At 69.0% G+C, this 13,904-nt stretch carries 13 protein-coding genes and 1 riboswitch; of the genes, 8 read left to right on the top strand and 5 right to left on the bottom strand.

Going from position 1 to position 13,904, the window contains the following annotated elements; translation table 11 throughout:
- Window positions 1-40: 40 nt before the first annotated feature.
- Window positions 41-595 (bottom strand): CreA family protein, encoded by a 555-nt coding sequence (locus tag ACT535_RS21350; RefSeq protein WP_476365926.1) that lies wholly within the window; start codon window positions 593-595, stop codon window positions 41-43.
- 216 nt (window positions 596-811) lie between these two features.
- On the opposite strand from ACT535_RS21350, the gene ACT535_RS21345 reads away from it, so the two are divergent.
- Window positions 812-1,900: a TRAP transporter substrate-binding protein gene (locus ACT535_RS21345; RefSeq protein WP_476365969.1), complete on the top strand. Its 1,089-nt coding sequence runs from the start codon at window positions 812-814 to the stop codon at window positions 1,898-1,900.
- Between the two features lie 224 nt (window positions 1,901-2,124).
- The gene (locus ACT535_RS21340) at window positions 2,125-3,264 is read left to right on the top strand and encodes a DUF2865 domain-containing protein (RefSeq protein ID WP_168456525.1); all 1,140 of its coding nucleotides are present in this window, start codon (window positions 2,125-2,127) and stop codon (window positions 3,262-3,264) included.
- A 109-nt stretch (window positions 3,265-3,373) separates the two neighbouring features.
- On the opposite strand, the gene serB is transcribed toward ACT535_RS21340, so the two are convergent.
- Window positions 3,374-4,273: a phosphoserine phosphatase SerB gene (serB, locus tag ACT535_RS21335; protein WP_476365925.1), complete on the bottom strand. Its 900-nt coding sequence runs from the start codon at window positions 4,271-4,273 to the stop codon at window positions 3,374-3,376.
- Between serB and miaA the strand changes: the two genes are divergently transcribed.
- Complete coding sequence (gene miaA / locus ACT535_RS21330) at window positions 4,272-5,222, top strand: tRNA (adenosine(37)-N6)-dimethylallyltransferase MiaA (protein ID WP_476365924.1); 951 nt, start codon at window positions 4,272-4,274, stop codon at window positions 5,220-5,222. The genes serB and miaA overlap by 2 nt on opposite strands.
- Before the next feature lie 326 nt (window positions 5,223-5,548).
- On the opposite strand, the gene thiC is transcribed toward miaA, so the two are convergent.
- Window positions 5,549-7,423, bottom strand: a complete 1,875-nt coding sequence (thiC, locus tag ACT535_RS21325) for a phosphomethylpyrimidine synthase ThiC (RefSeq protein WP_168456522.1) — start codon at window positions 7,421-7,423, stop codon at window positions 5,549-5,551.
- An 83-nt stretch (window positions 7,424-7,506) separates the two neighbouring features.
- Window positions 7,507-7,638: riboswitch (TPP riboswitch) on the bottom strand.
- Between the two features lie 149 nt (window positions 7,639-7,787).
- On the opposite strand from thiC, the gene bioB reads away from it, so the two are divergent.
- Window positions 7,788-8,765 carry a biotin synthase BioB gene (gene bioB / locus ACT535_RS21320; protein WP_476365923.1) on the top strand — a complete coding sequence of 326 codons (978 nt, stop codon included), beginning with the start codon at window positions 7,788-7,790 and terminating at the stop codon, window positions 8,763-8,765.
- A gap of 51 nt (window positions 8,766-8,816) precedes the next feature.
- On the opposite strand, the gene ACT535_RS21315 is transcribed toward bioB, so the two are convergent.
- Window positions 8,817-9,083: a hypothetical protein gene (locus ACT535_RS21315; protein WP_168456520.1), complete on the bottom strand. Its 267-nt coding sequence runs from the start codon at window positions 9,081-9,083 to the stop codon at window positions 8,817-8,819.
- A gap of 298 nt (window positions 9,084-9,381) precedes the next feature.
- Here ACT535_RS21315 and ACT535_RS21310 point away from each other — a divergent pair, with 298 nt between their 5' ends.
- The 4 genes from ACT535_RS21310 (at window position 9,382) to ACT535_RS21295 (ending at window position 13,080) form a co-directional block, all read left to right on the top strand.
- The gene (locus tag ACT535_RS21310) at window positions 9,382-10,176 is read left to right on the top strand and encodes a thymidylate synthase (RefSeq protein ID WP_168456519.1); all 795 of its coding nucleotides are present in this window, start codon (window positions 9,382-9,384) and stop codon (window positions 10,174-10,176) included.
- Window positions 10,177-10,200: 24 nt separating this feature from the next.
- Entirely contained in the window at window positions 10,201-10,800 is a 600-nt protein-coding gene (locus ACT535_RS21305; RefSeq protein WP_476365922.1) for an alpha/beta fold hydrolase, read from the top strand.
- Between the two features lie 194 nt (window positions 10,801-10,994).
- Entirely contained in the window at window positions 10,995-12,101 is a 1,107-nt protein-coding gene (locus ACT535_RS21300; RefSeq protein ID WP_476365921.1) for a tellurite resistance TerB family protein, read from the top strand.
- Between the two features lie 118 nt (window positions 12,102-12,219).
- Complete coding sequence (locus tag ACT535_RS21295; protein ID WP_476365920.1) at window positions 12,220-13,080, top strand: protein-methionine-sulfoxide reductase heme-binding subunit MsrQ; 861 nt, start codon at window positions 12,220-12,222, stop codon at window positions 13,078-13,080.
- Window positions 13,081-13,326: 246 nt separating this feature from the next.
- Here ACT535_RS21295 and ACT535_RS21290 read toward each other — a convergent pair whose 3' ends face one another.
- On the bottom strand, window positions 13,327-13,833 hold the full coding sequence (locus tag ACT535_RS21290; protein ID WP_168456515.1) for an acetone carboxylase subunit gamma: 507 nt from the start codon (window positions 13,831-13,833) through the stop codon (window positions 13,327-13,329).
- Window positions 13,834-13,904 lie beyond the last annotated feature (71 nt).

Here is a 13,904-nt window from a genome sequence, read left to right as displayed (position 1 = left end):
GTGGGCAAGACCGCCCCGGCGCGCGGCGCTTCTCTTTCCGCTACTTCAGGAAGTCCGCGCACTTCGGCACGTCGGCGGCGGTGCCCCACGGCATGATCGGCACGGTGGAGGTGGAATTCTTCGGGCTGCCATCGATCAACTTGTCCGAATAGACGAGATAGACGAGCACGTTCCTCTTGGTGTCGCAGCCGCGCACGATCTGCATCTTCTTGAAGAAGAAGGAGCGGCTCTCGCGGAACACCACGTCGCCCTGCTCGAACTTCGACTTGAAGGAGATCGGCCCCACCTGCCGGCAGGCAAGGGAAATGTCCGAGACTTCCTCGGCGAGGCCCACCATGCCCTTCACGCCGCCCTTCTCGGGGGTCGTATAGTGGCAGGCGACGCCCTCCACCACCGGATCATCGATGCCGTAGACGGCGAGCTTGTCGTCGGGGGTCAGGAACTTCCAGACCGTGGACTTCCGGAAGATGAGGTTGGGCTCCTGCGCCAGCGCCGGCCCGCCCGCGAGCGCAGCGACGCCGATCGCGCACACGAGCGCGAGGCGGCCCAGCCGGCGGGTGAGGGTGGGACGGTCGGTCGAGACAGCGTGCGTCATGGAATTCCCCGGAAAGCTGCCGCAGGCAGGCGCCCGAACGGGCGGGCCACCGACATATGGGATGTGCCGCCCCCAGCGGAAGAGCGACGCAATATCGCTTGGCCGGCGACCGACGACATTGACGGCCGCCGCGCCGCGTGACACCCCTTTCGCCCCATCGCAGGTTTCGCCCAACCCCACAGAGCCCGATCAACGGCCGAGGAGCCATCCATGGAGATCAAGCGCCGCCATTTCATTGGCGCGTCCGCCACAGCGCTCGCCACCGGCGCGGTCGCCGGCCCCGCCCTCGCGCAGACCCAGCCCGAGGTGAAGTGGCGCCTCACCTCCTCCTTCCCGCGCTCCCTCGACACCATCTTCGGCACCGCGCAGATCTTCGCCAAGTACGTGGCCGAGGCCACCGACGGCCGCTTCCAGATCCAGACCTTCCCGGCCGGCGAGCTGGTGCCCGGCCTGCAGGCGCTCGATGCGGTCTCCACCGGCTCGGTGGAGTGCGCCCAGACCGCCACCTATTTCTATACCGGCAAGGACACCGCGCTGGCCTTCGGCACCGGCGTGCCGTTCGGCTTCAACTCCCGCCAGCAGCACTCGTGGTGGTTCTTCGGCGGCGGTGAGCAGATCATCAACGGCGTGCTCGCCAAGTACAACGTCACCTCCATGCCGCTCGGCAATTCGGGCTGCCAGATGGGCGGCTTCTTCCGAAAGGAGCTGAACGACGTCGCCGACCTCAAGGGCCTGAAGTTCCGCATCGGCGGCATCGGCGGGCAGGTGCTGGCGAAGCTCGGCGTGGTGCCGCAGCAGATCGCCCCGAGCGACGTCTATCCAGCGCTGGAGCGCGGCTCCATCGACGCGGCGGAGTTCGTCGGCCCCTATGACGACGAGAAGCTCGGCCTCGTGAAGGTGGCCAAGTATTACTATTACCCCGGCTGGTGGGAGGGCGGCGCCATGCTGCACCTCGTCATCAACAACGCCCAGTGGAACGCGCTCCCGAAGCACTACCAGGCCATCGTCCGCAACGCCGCCGAGGCGGCCAACAACTGGATGCTGGCCAAGTACGATTCGGTGAATCCCCCGGCGCTGCGCCGGCTGGTGCAGCAGGGCGTGGAGCTGAAGCCCTTCCCGGCGTCCATCATGGAGGCGGGCTACAAGGCGTCCTTCGAGCTTTACAACGAGCTGGCCGCCACCAACCCGGCGTTCAAGCAGGCGCTCGATTCCATGCTCGCCATCCGCGCCGACCAGCTGGTGTGGTGGCAGATCGCGGAATACGCCTACGACAGCTACAACATCCGCTCGCGCGGGCGCGGCTGAGCGCGGGCCGGCGCACCTGAGCCGGCTCTCCTCACCTTCCAGCGAGGGGCCACAGTTTCGTCACCATTGCCCCGCGCTGTCGGTCTATAGAGGGGCGCCGGTCCGGTGAAGGTTCGGCACGGCGCCAGTGGAGAGAAGAGCTGAGGATGGAGTCCGCGCGAGGGAACGGCGCCGGAAGTCCGGTTGCCCTGAAGGGTGCGAGCGGCACGACACGCCAGCTGGCGATGGGTTCGCTCCGTCGTATGGCGCTCGGCCTCCTGGTCGCCGTCACCACCGCGGGCACCGCTCTGGCGCAGGCCGGCAGCCCCGCCTGCCAGCAGCTCGAAGGCTCCCTGATGGCCCTCGACCGCAGCGCCGGTGGCGTCGCCAACCAGCAGGCGCAGGCCGCCAAGCTCCGCGGCGATCTCGACCGCCTCTCGGCGCAGGCGCGCGGCATGGGCTGCGATGCGCCGCGCGGCTTCCTCATCTTCCAGGGGCCGCCCCGTCCGCCCCAGTGCGACCAGATCGACGACCAGGTCTCGCGCCTCAGGTCGCAGATCGCGGGCCTTGAGCGCGGCGGCGCCGACACCGGCGGCCAGCGCCGGGCGCTCATCATCGCCCTCGCCCAGAACAATTGCGGCCCGCAATACACCGCCGCCGTGCAGGCCGCCCGCCGCGCCAACGAGCCGGCGAAGCCGAAGAACTTCTTCGAAGCCATCTTCGGCACCCAGCAGACCCAGCCCGAGGAATCCTCGCCCGACCTCGACCTGATGCCGCTGGAGACGCCCAAGAGCTATTCCTCGCGCACCGTGTGCGTCAGGACCTGCGACGGCTATTTCTTCCCCATGGCGAATTCCACCAACGCCAGCCGCTACGCGCAGGACGACCAGCTCTGCAAGCGCCTGTGCCCGGGCTCGGACGCGCAGCTCTTCACCTACAGCGGCGACATCAAGTCGGCGGTGAGCATCTCCGGCCAGTCCTACATGTCGCTGCCGAATGCGCTGCGCTACCGCAAGGAGCTGGTGCCCTCCTGCACGTGCAAGCCGGCCGGCCAGTCGTGGGCGCAGGCGCTCGCGGGGCTGGAGGATGAGACCACCCTGCGCAAGGGCGACATCCTGGTGACCGAGGAGCAGGCCCGCGAAATGTCCGCCCCGCGCCCCGCCGAGCCGACCAAGGGCGGCAAGCCGGTGGCCGGCAAGCCCCCGGCCGGCAGCACCGCCGCCGCCGAAGCGGTCGCCGGCGGTCCGGTCGCCGCCACCGTCGCCGCGCCGCTTGCCCCTGCGTCGGAGCAGCCCGGCCAGCGCAAGGTGCGCGTCATCCCCCTGCCCCGCTCCCAGAACGCCTCAAGCCAGCAGGGCACCGCCGGTCAGGGCACGGCGCAGTAAGGCTCAGCGCGGACGTCTGACCCGCCTTCAACGCGCATCATCGCCCGGACAAGCCGGGCGATGATGGCGGGACTTTAGCTCCGCAGGTCCAAGACAACTCGTTCCGTTCTCAGGCCGTGCGGAATTCGCTGCGGCTGTAGCCCTGCATGTAGAGCAGCGCGGTGAGGTCGCCGTGGTCAATGCGGGCGTGGGCGGCCGCCGCCACCGCCGGCTTGGCATGATAGGCGACGCCGAGGCCCGCCTCGCCCAGCATGGCGAGATCGTTGGCGCCGTCGCCCACCGCCATGGTCTCGGACGGGGCGAGATGCAGCCGGTCGCGCAGCTCCACCAGCGTGGCAAGCTTGGCCTCGCGGCCGAGGATGGGCTCGGCCACCGACCCCACCAGCGTGCCCTCCTCCACCAGCAGTTCGTTGGCGCGGTGCTCGTCGAAGCCGATGCGCGCGGCGATCTCCTGCGTGAACAAGGTGAAGCCACCGGAGACGAGCGCGGCATAGGCGCCGTTGGCCTTCATGGTGCCCACCAGCTCCGGCCCGCCGGGGGTCAGGGTGATGCGCTCGCGCAGTACGTCGCCTACCACGCCCGCCGACAGGCCGCGCAGCAGCGCCACCCGTTCGCGCAGTGCCGGCTCGAAGGCGATCTCGCCGCGCATGGCGCGCTCGGTGATGGCGGAGACGTGCGCCTTCAGGCCCACGAGATCGGCCAGTTCGTCGATGCACTCCTGCCCGATCATGGTCGAATCCATGTCGGCCAGGAACAGGCGCTTGCGCCGGCCGGTCTCAAGCTGCACCACCACGTCGATGGGGGCGTCCCCGAGCGCGCCGCGCACGGCGTCGGCCAGCGCGCCCGCATCGGCCGCGAGTTCAGGCGCGAAATGGATGTCCACCGCCACGCCGTCGTCCAGCACCACCGGATCCTGCGCCTCCGGCAGCACGGAAAGGGCGGCATGGATTGCCTCGTAGGTCAAAGCCGGGGCAGATGGGTTTGAAATCAGCGTCGCGACGTAGGCCATGGCAGTTTCAATGCTCGAAAGGGGAAAACCGTTGGCGGTGCTCATCGCAGGTCCGACCGCCAGCGGCAAGTCGGCGCTCGCGCTGGCCGTGGCCGAGCGGCTGGGCGGCATCGTCCTCAATGCAGATTCCATGCAGGTCTATGGCGATCTTGCCATCCTCACGGCGCGGCCGACCGTCGCGGAAATGGCCGAGGTGCCCCACGGCCTCTACGGCCACGTGGATGCGGACACGGACTATTCCGTCGGCCGCTGGCTGGAGGATGCGAAACGCGCCCTTCGCGACGCGCAGGCGGCCGGGCGCCTGCCGGTCTTCGTGGGCGGCACGGGGCTTTATTTCCGCGCACTGACGCAGGGGCTTGCCGAAATTCCCGCCATTCCCGAAGCCGTGCGCGCCGAGGTGCGCGGCGCGGCCGAGGCGCTGGACAGCCCGGCCCTCCACGCCCGCCTCGCCGCGGTCGATCCTTCAAGCGCCGAACGGCTGAAGGTGAACGACCGCCAGCGGGTGTTGCGCGCGCTGGAGGTGATCCACGCCACCGGCCGCTCGCTGACCGACTGGCAGAGGGATGCGCAGCCGCCGGTGCTCGATGCGGACAGGTGCGTGAAAATCGTGCTGGAGGTGGATCGCGATCTGCTGCGGCAGCGCATCGACGCCCGCTTCGAGGCGATGATGGCCGCTGGCGCCCTGGAGGAAGTGCGCGCCCTCGCCGCGCGCAACCTCGCCCCCGACCGCACGGTGCTGAAGGCCCACGGCGCGCCCGCCCTCACGCGCTATCTGAAGGGCGAGATGTCCCTCGCCGAGGCCATCGCCGAGGGCCAGAGCGACACCCGCCGCTACGCCAAAAGGCAGGCCACCTTCTTCCGCCACCAGATGCCCGACTGGGCGCGCGCATCGCCGGAAGCGGCGCTGGGGGCGGTGATGGGGATGCTTGGCGGAGGGGAGATGGGGTGAGCCGGAGCGCTGATCCCTTGATGGAGAGCAGCCGGAGGACGGTGTCGGCGGCATTCATTCACTGTCGCTCCGCCCGCACAGCGTCATGCCCGGGCTTGTCCCGGGCATCCACGTGGGACGGCCGGGAACAGCTCCGCAGACATCCACTCTAACGGAACCACGTGGATGGCCGGGACAAGCCCGGCCATGACGGTGGGACAAATGACAGTTGCCGTCGTGCTCAGGCTTGACCGGAGCACCCAGCTGCCATTTGCGCCGGCTGGAGAAATCGGCCCTCCGGTCGAGCCGGAGGGCGACGGCTCAGTACGCGGCTGCGCCGCCCCGCCTCACTCCGCCGCGGCGGGCGGCGGGGGGGCGACTTCGGGGGCCGGGGTGTAGATCAGACCGCCGCCGTCGCGGAACTTCTGGGCCATTTCGGCCATGCCTGCCGAGGCGAGGTTGTCGGCCTGGGCACGGGCGATGTCGCCGGCTTCCAGCTTCAGCTCCTGCGAGATCTTCATGGAGCAGAACTTCGGCCCGCACATGGAGCAGAAGTGCGCCACCTTGGCCCCCTCGGCGGGGAGCGTCTCGTCGTGGAAGCGCTCGGCCGTCTCCGGATCGAGCGAGAGCGCGAACTGGTCGCGCCAGCGGAAGGTGAAGCGGGCCCGGGAGAGCGCATCGTCGCGGATGCGCGCGGCCGGGTGGCCCTTGGCGAGATCGGCGGCGTGGGCGGCGATCTTGTAGGAGATGACGCCGGCCTTCACGTCGTCGCGGTCGGGCAGCCCGAGATGCTCCTTCGGCGTGACGTAGCAGAGCATCGCCGTGCCGAACCAGCCGATCATCGCCGCGCCGATGGCGGAGGAGATGTGGTCGTAGCCGGGGGAGATGTCCGTCACCAGCGGGCCGAGGGTGTAGAACGGCGCCTCGTGGCAGACCTTGAGCTGCTTCTCCACATTCTCGCGGATGAGGTGGAGCGGCACGTGGCCGGGGCCCTCGATCATCACCTGGCAATCATACTTCCAGGCGATCTCGGTGAGCTGGCCCAGCGTCTCCAGCTCGGCGAACTGCGCGGCGTCGTTGGCGTCCGCGATGGAGCCGGGGCGCAGGCCGTCGCCGAGGGAGAAGGAGACGTCATACTGGGCGAGGATCTCGCACAGCTCCTCGAAATGCTCGTAGAGGAAGCTCTCCTTGTGATGCGCGAGGCACCACTTGGCCATGATCGAGCCGCCGCGCGAGACGATGCCGGTGACGCGGTTGGCGGTGAGCGGCACGAAGGGCAGGCGCACGCCGGCGTGCACCGTCATGTAGTCCACGCCCTGCTCGCACTGCTCGATCACCGTGTCGCGGAACACCTCCCAGGTGAGGTCCTCGGCGACGCCGTTCACCTTCTCCAGCGCCTGATACAGCGGCACGGTGCCGATGGGCACCGGCGAGTTGCGCATGATCCATTCGCGGATGGTGTGGATGTTCTTGCCCGTGGACAGGTCCATCACCGTGTCGGCGCCCCAGCGGGTGGCCCACACCAGCTTGTCCACCTCTTCCGCCACGCCCGAGGTCACGGCCGAATTGCCGATGTTGGCGTTGATCTTCACGAGGAAGTTCCGGCCGATGGCCATCGGCTCGGTTTCGGGGTGGTTGATGTTGTTGGGGATGATGGCGCGGCCGCGCGCCACTTCCTGCCGCACGAATTCCGGCGTGATCTCAGCGGGGATGGCCGCGCCGAGGCCCATGGCCTGATGGTGCGGGTGGGCGCCGCCGTTCACCTTGGCGAGGTTTTCGCGGGCGGCGACATATTCCATCTCGGGCGTGATGATGCCGGCGCGGGCATAGGCCATCTGCGTCGGGCGCTTGCCCGGCTTGGCGCGCAAAGGCTTCCGGCCGGAGAGATCGAACTGCGGCAGGGTGGAGGACTGGCCGGCCTTCAGGCCGTCGTCCTCGGGCTTGAAGGCCCGGCCGTCCACCTCTTCCACGTCGCCGCGCTCGCGAATCCACTGGGCGCGCAGCTGCGGCAGGCCCTTGGTGAGGTCGATGACGGCCTGCGGATCGGTATAGGGGCCGGAGGTGTCGTACACCTTCACCGGCATCTCGGACGGGTCGGTGAGCGAAATCTCGCGCATGGCGACGCGCACGTCCGGCCGGGTGGCGGAGACGAACACCTTGCGCGAATGGGGCAGCGGCCCGGTGGTGACTTTCAGGGAGGACGTCGAGGCTTCGTCCAGCATTGCGGATCTCCGTTCAGCTTGCGCTTTCAACGAGAACCGGGGTGTAGAGCTAGGAGACGGGTGCGGGTCGACGCTGAGCGCCGGGGGAGCACAAGTTCCGATCCCTTCGCCGGTATGACCCGGATCAGGTTCGAAGGGTCATCGCGGCGCCGCGGAAGGATCTCCCGCGAACTTGCGATATCTCAGCCCCTTCCGGGGCCCCCCTTGGAACGATGACACTGTGATGTATACGAAAGCCCAATGTCAACGCTGCACTGCAGCGAACGCATAGGTCAAGTCACCCAATTGGGAAGATCGACGGTATTGGAACCCGGCGCCAGGCCGACTAAACCAGCCGAATAACTTTGCGAAGGAGCATGCGCGCATGGGCACGGGCTTGGCTGAGGATGGCACGATCCGCCACGACTGGACCGTTGACGAGATCGCGGCGCTCATGGACCTGCCCCTGCTGGAGCTGGTCGGCCGGGCCAATGCCGTCCACCGCGCCAACCACGACCCCAACGAGGTGCAGCGCGCGAGCCTGCTCTCCATCAAGACCGGCGGCTGCCCGGAGGATTGCGCCTATTGCTCCCAGTCCGCCCGCCATGCCGAGGTGGACCTGACGCGGGAGAAGTTCCTCGATCCCGCCTCCGTCATCGCCCTCGCCGCGCAGGCGCAGGCCAACGGCGCCGAGCGTTTCTGCATGGGCGCGGCGTGGCGGCGGGTGAAGGAAGGGCGCGAGTTCGACGCCGTGCTGGACATGGTGCGCGGGGTGCGCGGCCTCGGCATGGAAGCCTGCGTCACCCTCGGCATGCTGGAGCCGCATCAGGCCCAGCGCCTCGCCGAGGCGGGACTCACCGCCTACAATCACAATCTCGATACGGGGCCGGACTTCTACGGCGAGATCGTCACCACCCGCACCTATGCGGACCGCATCGACACGCTCACGAGCGTCCGCGCTGCGGGCATCGAACTGTGCTCTGGCGGCATCATCGGCATGGGCGAGACGATGCGTGACCGGGGCGCGATGCTGCAGGTGCTGGCGGGGTTCGATCCCCACCCCGAGAGCGTGCCGGTGAATGCGCTGGTGGCGGTGGAGGGCACGCCGCTGGCCGACCGCCCGCCGGTGGACCCGCTGGAGATCGTGCGCATGGTCGCCACCGCCCGCCTCGTCATGCCCGCCTCGCGGGTGCGGCTTTCGGCCGGTCGGGCGGCGCTCAGCCGCGAGGCGCAGATTCTGTGCTTCCTCGCGGGGGCGAATTCGGTGTTCTACGGGGATACGCTGCTCACCACACCCAATGCCGGCCTCGGCGCGGATGCCGCGCTGTTCGAGGCCATCGGCGGCGCCTGCGAGCGCTGCTAGGCGGGGATCAGGAAGGCTCCCTCTCCCCGTGCGGGAGAGGGGCGTTTTCTCTCACGCAGCCAGTTCGGCGTGGTGCAGGCGCGCCCGTTCGTGACCGCGCGACTGGGTCCGCTCGTCCTTGCCAGACCGCTCGTCCTTGCCCTTGATCTGGCGCAGCACTTCATCGAGCCGGGTGAGGGCGTCGCTGGCGGCGTGCTCCTCACGGCTCGACCCCGCCTCCCAGGCGGCCTCGTTGCGGAAGTCCTCGGCCTGCGCTTCCTGCACCAGAAAGGCGCGGACTTCGAGCAGCGCCGCCTTGAGGTTGGTTTGGGAGTTCATGTGTCTTGCCCTTGATCGTCACGTGTCTTGGGTTGTGCTCTTGCTGGTCTAATACGGCCACGTCGTGGCGAAAAAGGGGGTGTCCGAGGGTCATACGCTACGGAAATCCCTCACTTTTTCGCCATCTGCCCCCGCCGCGCCACAGCTCTCCCAGCGACAGCCTCGCCTTAAGAAGCCGGCAACCGTATTCGCGCCGCGGTGTGGATGGCGGCCGGCGGGTGCTGGCCGCATCCGGGCGGGCGGGCTAAGGTCGACGGGCGGAAGCCTTGTGTTGCTTGATCTTGGCCGGACATACCTAATGGAAGCTTACCACCAGCTCCTGCGCCGCATTCTCGATGAGGGCGTGCGCAAGGACGACCGGACCGGCACCGGAACGCTCTCGGTGTTCGGGCACCAGATGCGATTCGATCTGGGTGCCGGCTTCCCGTTGGTCACCACCAAGAAGCTGCACCTGAAATCCATCATCCACGAGCTTCTGTGGTTCCTCGCCGGCGACACCAACATCCGCTACCTGAAGGAAAACGGCGTCTCCATCTGGGACGAGTGGGCGGATGCCAACGGCAATCTCGGCCCGGTCTACGGACACCAGTGGCGCTCCTGGCCGACACCCGAAGGCGGCGTGATCGACCAGATCGCGCAGGTGGTCTCCGACATCCGCCGCAACCCCGATTCGCGGCGCCTCATCGTCACCGCCTGGAATCCGGCGGACGTGGCGAAGATGGCCCTGCCGCCCTGCCACTGCCTGTTCCAGTTCTACGTGCTGGAGGGCAAGCTTTCCTGCCAGCTTTACCAGCGCTCGGCGGACGTGTTCCTCGGCGTGCCGTTCAACATCGCCTCCTATGCGCTGCTCACCCACATGGTGGCGCAGGTGACGGGGCTGGGCGTCGGCGATTTCGTCCATACGCTGGGCGATGCCCATCTCTATGTGAACCATCTCGATCAGGCCCGCGAGCAGCTCTCCCGCACCCCGCGCGCCCTCCCCTCTTTGCGGCTGAACCCGGCGGTGACGGACATCTTCGCCTTCCGCTACGAGGACATCGAGATCGTGAACTACGATCCCCACCCGGCCATCAAGGCTCCGGTGGCGGTGTAGCCGCCCGCAGCCATCCGGCCAGCCATGATCGAGACGCTGTTCCTGCCCGGCGCAACGGGAGACGCCGCGTTCTGGCGGCCCGTCGCAGCGCGGGCCGAATGGGACGGCACGTTCTTCTCCTGGCCTGGACTGGGCAGCCAGCCGGCCCGGGCGGACGTGAACAGCATCGACGATCTCGTCGGGCTGGTCGCGGGCCGGATGCGCCAGCCCGTGGCCATCGTCGCCCAGTCCATGGGCGGGTACATCGCACTGAAGCTGGCGCTCGCCTTCCCTCACCTCGTCCGAACCCTCGTTCTGTGCGTGACCTCCGGCGGTGTCCCGGTCGCCGACCTCGGCGGAGAAGACTGGCGGCCGGACTATTTCGGCGCCTTCCCGAACGCGGCGCGATGGATCGCCGATCCGGTGGAGGATCTGTCCGGCCGGCTGTCGACGGTCCGCGCGCCGACGCTGCTGCTGTGGGGCGACGCCGATCCCATCAGCCCGGTGGCGGTCGGGGAAAGGCTGGCGCGCCTGCTGCCCGCTTCCCGCCTGTGCATCGTGCCGGGGGCGGGACATGATTTGGCGCAGACCCATGCGGCGGAAGCGGCGGACGAAATCCGCCGTCATCTGATCGCGACTTCGTAAGCCCGCGGGACCGGGCGGGGGCATCATCGGGCTTGTCCGGATGCCGGCTTCGTCCTTAGCTCGAACGCGGGCATGGACTTCCCCTTGGACTTCCCTAGCGTGAGACCGTGCCCGCGGTTGGACTCAATAAGGTGCTAGCAGCCTCGATCGCGGCCGGGCCTTGCGCCTGTGGCGGCACCAACAGGGAGGAAGCCATGGCCGGAACGGGTGATCTTCTGGGACAGCTCATCGGCGCGGCGCTCGGCTCGGGCAGCGTGCGCGGCGGCGGCGCCCCGCAGGGCGGTGGCGGGTTGCCGGGCGGGCTCGGCGACATTCTGGGACAGGTGCTCGGCGGCGGCCAGCGGGGCAGCTCGGGCGGGGCACCTTCCGGTCTGCCGGGCGGCCTCGGCGACATTCTCGGCCAGGTGCTCGGCGGCGGCGGTCCACGCGCTGGCGGCGCGTCGGGGTTGCCCGGCGGTCTCGGCGACATCCTCGGGCAGGTGCTGGGTGGCGGCCGCGCGGCGCCGCAGGGCGGACCCTCCGGCGGCGCATCGGCCGGCCCCACGGGCGGGCTGGAGGACATTCTCGGCCAGATCCTGGGCGGCGGCGGCGCGGGCCGCCCCTCCGGCGGCTCCACGCAAGGTGGGGGTATTTCCGGCGGCGCGGGCGGCGGCCTTGGCGATATTGCCGCCGAAGCGCTCGGCCGCGGCGGCTCCAACCCGGCCGGCGACTATCCCCAGCCGGAGCCGCAGCAGGCGCCGCCCGACTATCGCCAGCCGCAACCCTCACCCCAGCCCGGCCATCAACCTTCTTCATCGGGCGGCAGCGACCTAATGAGATATGGCGGCCTCGCCATCATCGGCATGCTGGCCTGGAAGGCCTACCGCAAGTGGCAGGCCGGCGCCGGCGGACGCTCGGCCTTCTCTTCCGGGGAACCGGACGCCGCCTTCTCCCCCGCCGCCGCGCCGGGCGGGCCGGAAGCCTTTTCCGGCGTGCTGCTCTCGGCCATGGCCGCCGCCGCGCAGGCGGACGGAGAGATCGACGAGGAGGAGGTCTCGCGCATCGGCGGCGGGCTGGAGCGCATGGGCTCCGCCTCTCCCCAGCGCGATGCGCTCATCGCCATCCTCACCACGCCGGTCGATCCCAACGAGGTGGTCGCCGCCGCCGCGACGCCCGAGGCGGCGCTGCAGATCTACGCGGCCTCTGCCCTCGCCATCCGGCCGGACAACGACGCCGAGCACGCCTATCTGGACTGGCTCGCGGGTTCGCTCGGCATCGATCCCGGCCTGAAGGCGCAAATCGACGGCGAGTTGAACGCCTGAGAGAGTTCGCCCCATCACGCCATCGTGCAGGCCATGGCCGTAACGCCGCCGCAGGGGGCGGCGTAAGGGGAAGCGGGCGCCGGGCGGGCGCCTGCACAGCTTTGCCGGAAAGGTCCCGATGCCCCTGTTTCACGAGCGCTCCGGCCGGTTCAGCCCCGAGAAGACCCTGTTCCTCGTCTCCAGCATCCTGCCGGCGGTGTGGCTCGTGGGCCTTGCCGCCAACGGCCAGCTCGGCGCGCGGCCGTGGACGGAGGCGATCCATTTCACCGGCCTGTGGGCCATTCGTTTCCTCGCGGTGACGCTGGCGGTGACGCCCCTGCGGCGGCTGTTCAACCTGCCGAAGCTCCATTTCGGCCGGCGCATCTTCGGCCTCGCGGCGCTCGGCTACGCGGCGCTGCATCTCACGCTCTACATCATCGACCAGGGCTTCGGCCGGGCGCTGAGCGAGATCGTGCTGCGCATTTATCTCACCATCGGAGCGGTGGCAGTGGCGCTGCTGGTCGCGCTCGGCGCCACCTCCACCGACGGCGCCATCCGGCGGCTCGGCGCGACCCGCTGGAACCGGCTGCACATGGCCGTCTACGCCATCGCCGTGCTGGGCACGGTGCATTTCTTCATGCAGTCCAAGCTCGATGTCACCGAGCCGGTGCTGATGGCCGGCATCTTCCTGCTGCTCTTCGCCTTCCGTGTGGCGGGACGCGACGGGAAGAGCGTGACGCCGCTCGCCATGGCGGGGCTCTCGGTGGCCGGGGCGGCGCTTACCGCGGGCGTCGAAATGCTCTGGTATGCGCTGGCGACGCGGGTGGACCCGTTTCTGGTGCTGGACGCGAATTTCACCCTCGACCTCGGCCCCCGCCCGGCCGTGTGGGTGCTGGTGATCGGCCTCGCGGTGGCGACGCTCGCCGCCATCACCCCGCCCGCCCCCCGCCCCTCCCGGCGTGCGGCGATGACCGGAAATACGGAAGGCGCAGGCGCCTGAAACGCGAAAGGAAGGGGTGCCCTGAGCCCCCTTCCTCCCGCTGGCGCCGGGCGCCCGGCGAAAGCCCCCGACGGGCCTTGTAAAAGAAGGATCGATCCGCCCCACCGCCGTCGTCCTCCGGCTTGACCGGAGGACCCATGACGCCGTTCGCCCATCTTTCGGAGGCCTGCTTGAGCCGTGGGATGGGCCCTCCGGTCAAGCCGGAGGGCGACGGTCGTCATCAGCTTGGCGGACGGTCAGGCTCCCTCACGCCGCGGCGCGTTCCGGCACCGGCAGGCCGAGCCATTCGGTGTAGAAGGCGTCGATGTCCGGCTCGAAATCGTGGATCACCGGATACCAGGGGGTCGGCGCCTCCACGTCGTGGAGCGTGCCGCATTCGGGGCAGAAATACTCCCGGATCACCTGCCACGAGGGCGTCGGGGCCATGAGGCGGGGATAGATCTCCTCCATCTTCTGCGGCGTGTCGCGGACATGGACGCGGGCGTGCAGCTTCCAATTGTCCTTCCAGTCGCAGAAATCATGGCCGCACTCGCAGCGCACGGTCCACTTCTTGGAGACCTTCTGCTGCACGATGAAGAGCTTCGGGCCGAGGGGCAGGATGATCTTGTCATCCCACGGCACGCGCTCCTGCAGGATTTCCACATAGGTCACGAACCGCTCGGGGTCCTTCGGGGTGGAGAGCATCTGGTGCAGCGTATCGGGATCGATCTTGCCTTCCACGAGATCGACGATCTTGGCGCGGGTATAGGACATGGTTTCCTCCTGAACATCTTGATTTGCGAAGAAAAAGCGGGCGGCGGCGCGGACCGCCGCCCAGTGGAGGG

It is taken from the genome of Xanthobacter sp. DMC12 (assembly GCF_056314105.1).
This window is presented reverse-complemented; position numbering and strand designations above follow the sequence as displayed.

Bases quoted from the DNA above. Each gene is read 5' to 3' on its own strand.
- ACT535_RS21350 (WP_476365926.1), bottom strand. From the start codon at position 595: ATGACGCACGCTGTCTCGACCGACCGTCCCACCCTCACCCGCCGGCTG.
- ACT535_RS21340 (WP_168456525.1), top strand. From the start codon at position 2,125: ATGGGTTCGCTCCGTCGTATGGCGCTCGGCCTCCTGGTCGCCGTCACC.
- miaA (WP_476365924.1), top strand. From the start codon at position 4,272: ATGGCAGTTTCAATGCTCGAAAGGGGAAAACCGTTGGCGGTGCTCATC.
- serB (WP_476365925.1), bottom strand. From the start codon at position 4,273: ATGGCCTACGTCGCGACGCTGATTTCAAACCCATCTGCCCCGGCTTTG.
- thiC (WP_168456522.1), bottom strand. From the start codon at position 7,423: ATGCTGGACGAAGCCTCGACGTCCTCCCTGAAAGTCACCACCGGGCCG.
- bioB (WP_476365923.1), top strand. From the start codon at position 7,788: ATGGGCACGGGCTTGGCTGAGGATGGCACGATCCGCCACGACTGGACC.
- ACT535_RS21315 (WP_168456520.1), bottom strand. From the start codon at position 9,083: ATGAACTCCCAAACCAACCTCAAGGCGGCGCTGCTCGAAGTCCGCGCC.
- ACT535_RS21310 (WP_168456519.1), top strand. From the start codon at position 9,382: ATGGAAGCTTACCACCAGCTCCTGCGCCGCATTCTCGATGAGGGCGTG.
- ACT535_RS21305 (WP_476365922.1), top strand. From the start codon at position 10,201: ATGATCGAGACGCTGTTCCTGCCCGGCGCAACGGGAGACGCCGCGTTC.
- ACT535_RS21300 (WP_476365921.1), top strand. From the start codon at position 10,995: ATGGCCGGAACGGGTGATCTTCTGGGACAGCTCATCGGCGCGGCGCTC.
- ACT535_RS21295 (WP_476365920.1), top strand. From the start codon at position 12,220: ATGCCCCTGTTTCACGAGCGCTCCGGCCGGTTCAGCCCCGAGAAGACC.
- ACT535_RS21290 (WP_168456515.1), bottom strand. From the start codon at position 13,833: ATGTCCTATACCCGCGCCAAGATCGTCGATCTCGTGGAAGGCAAGATC.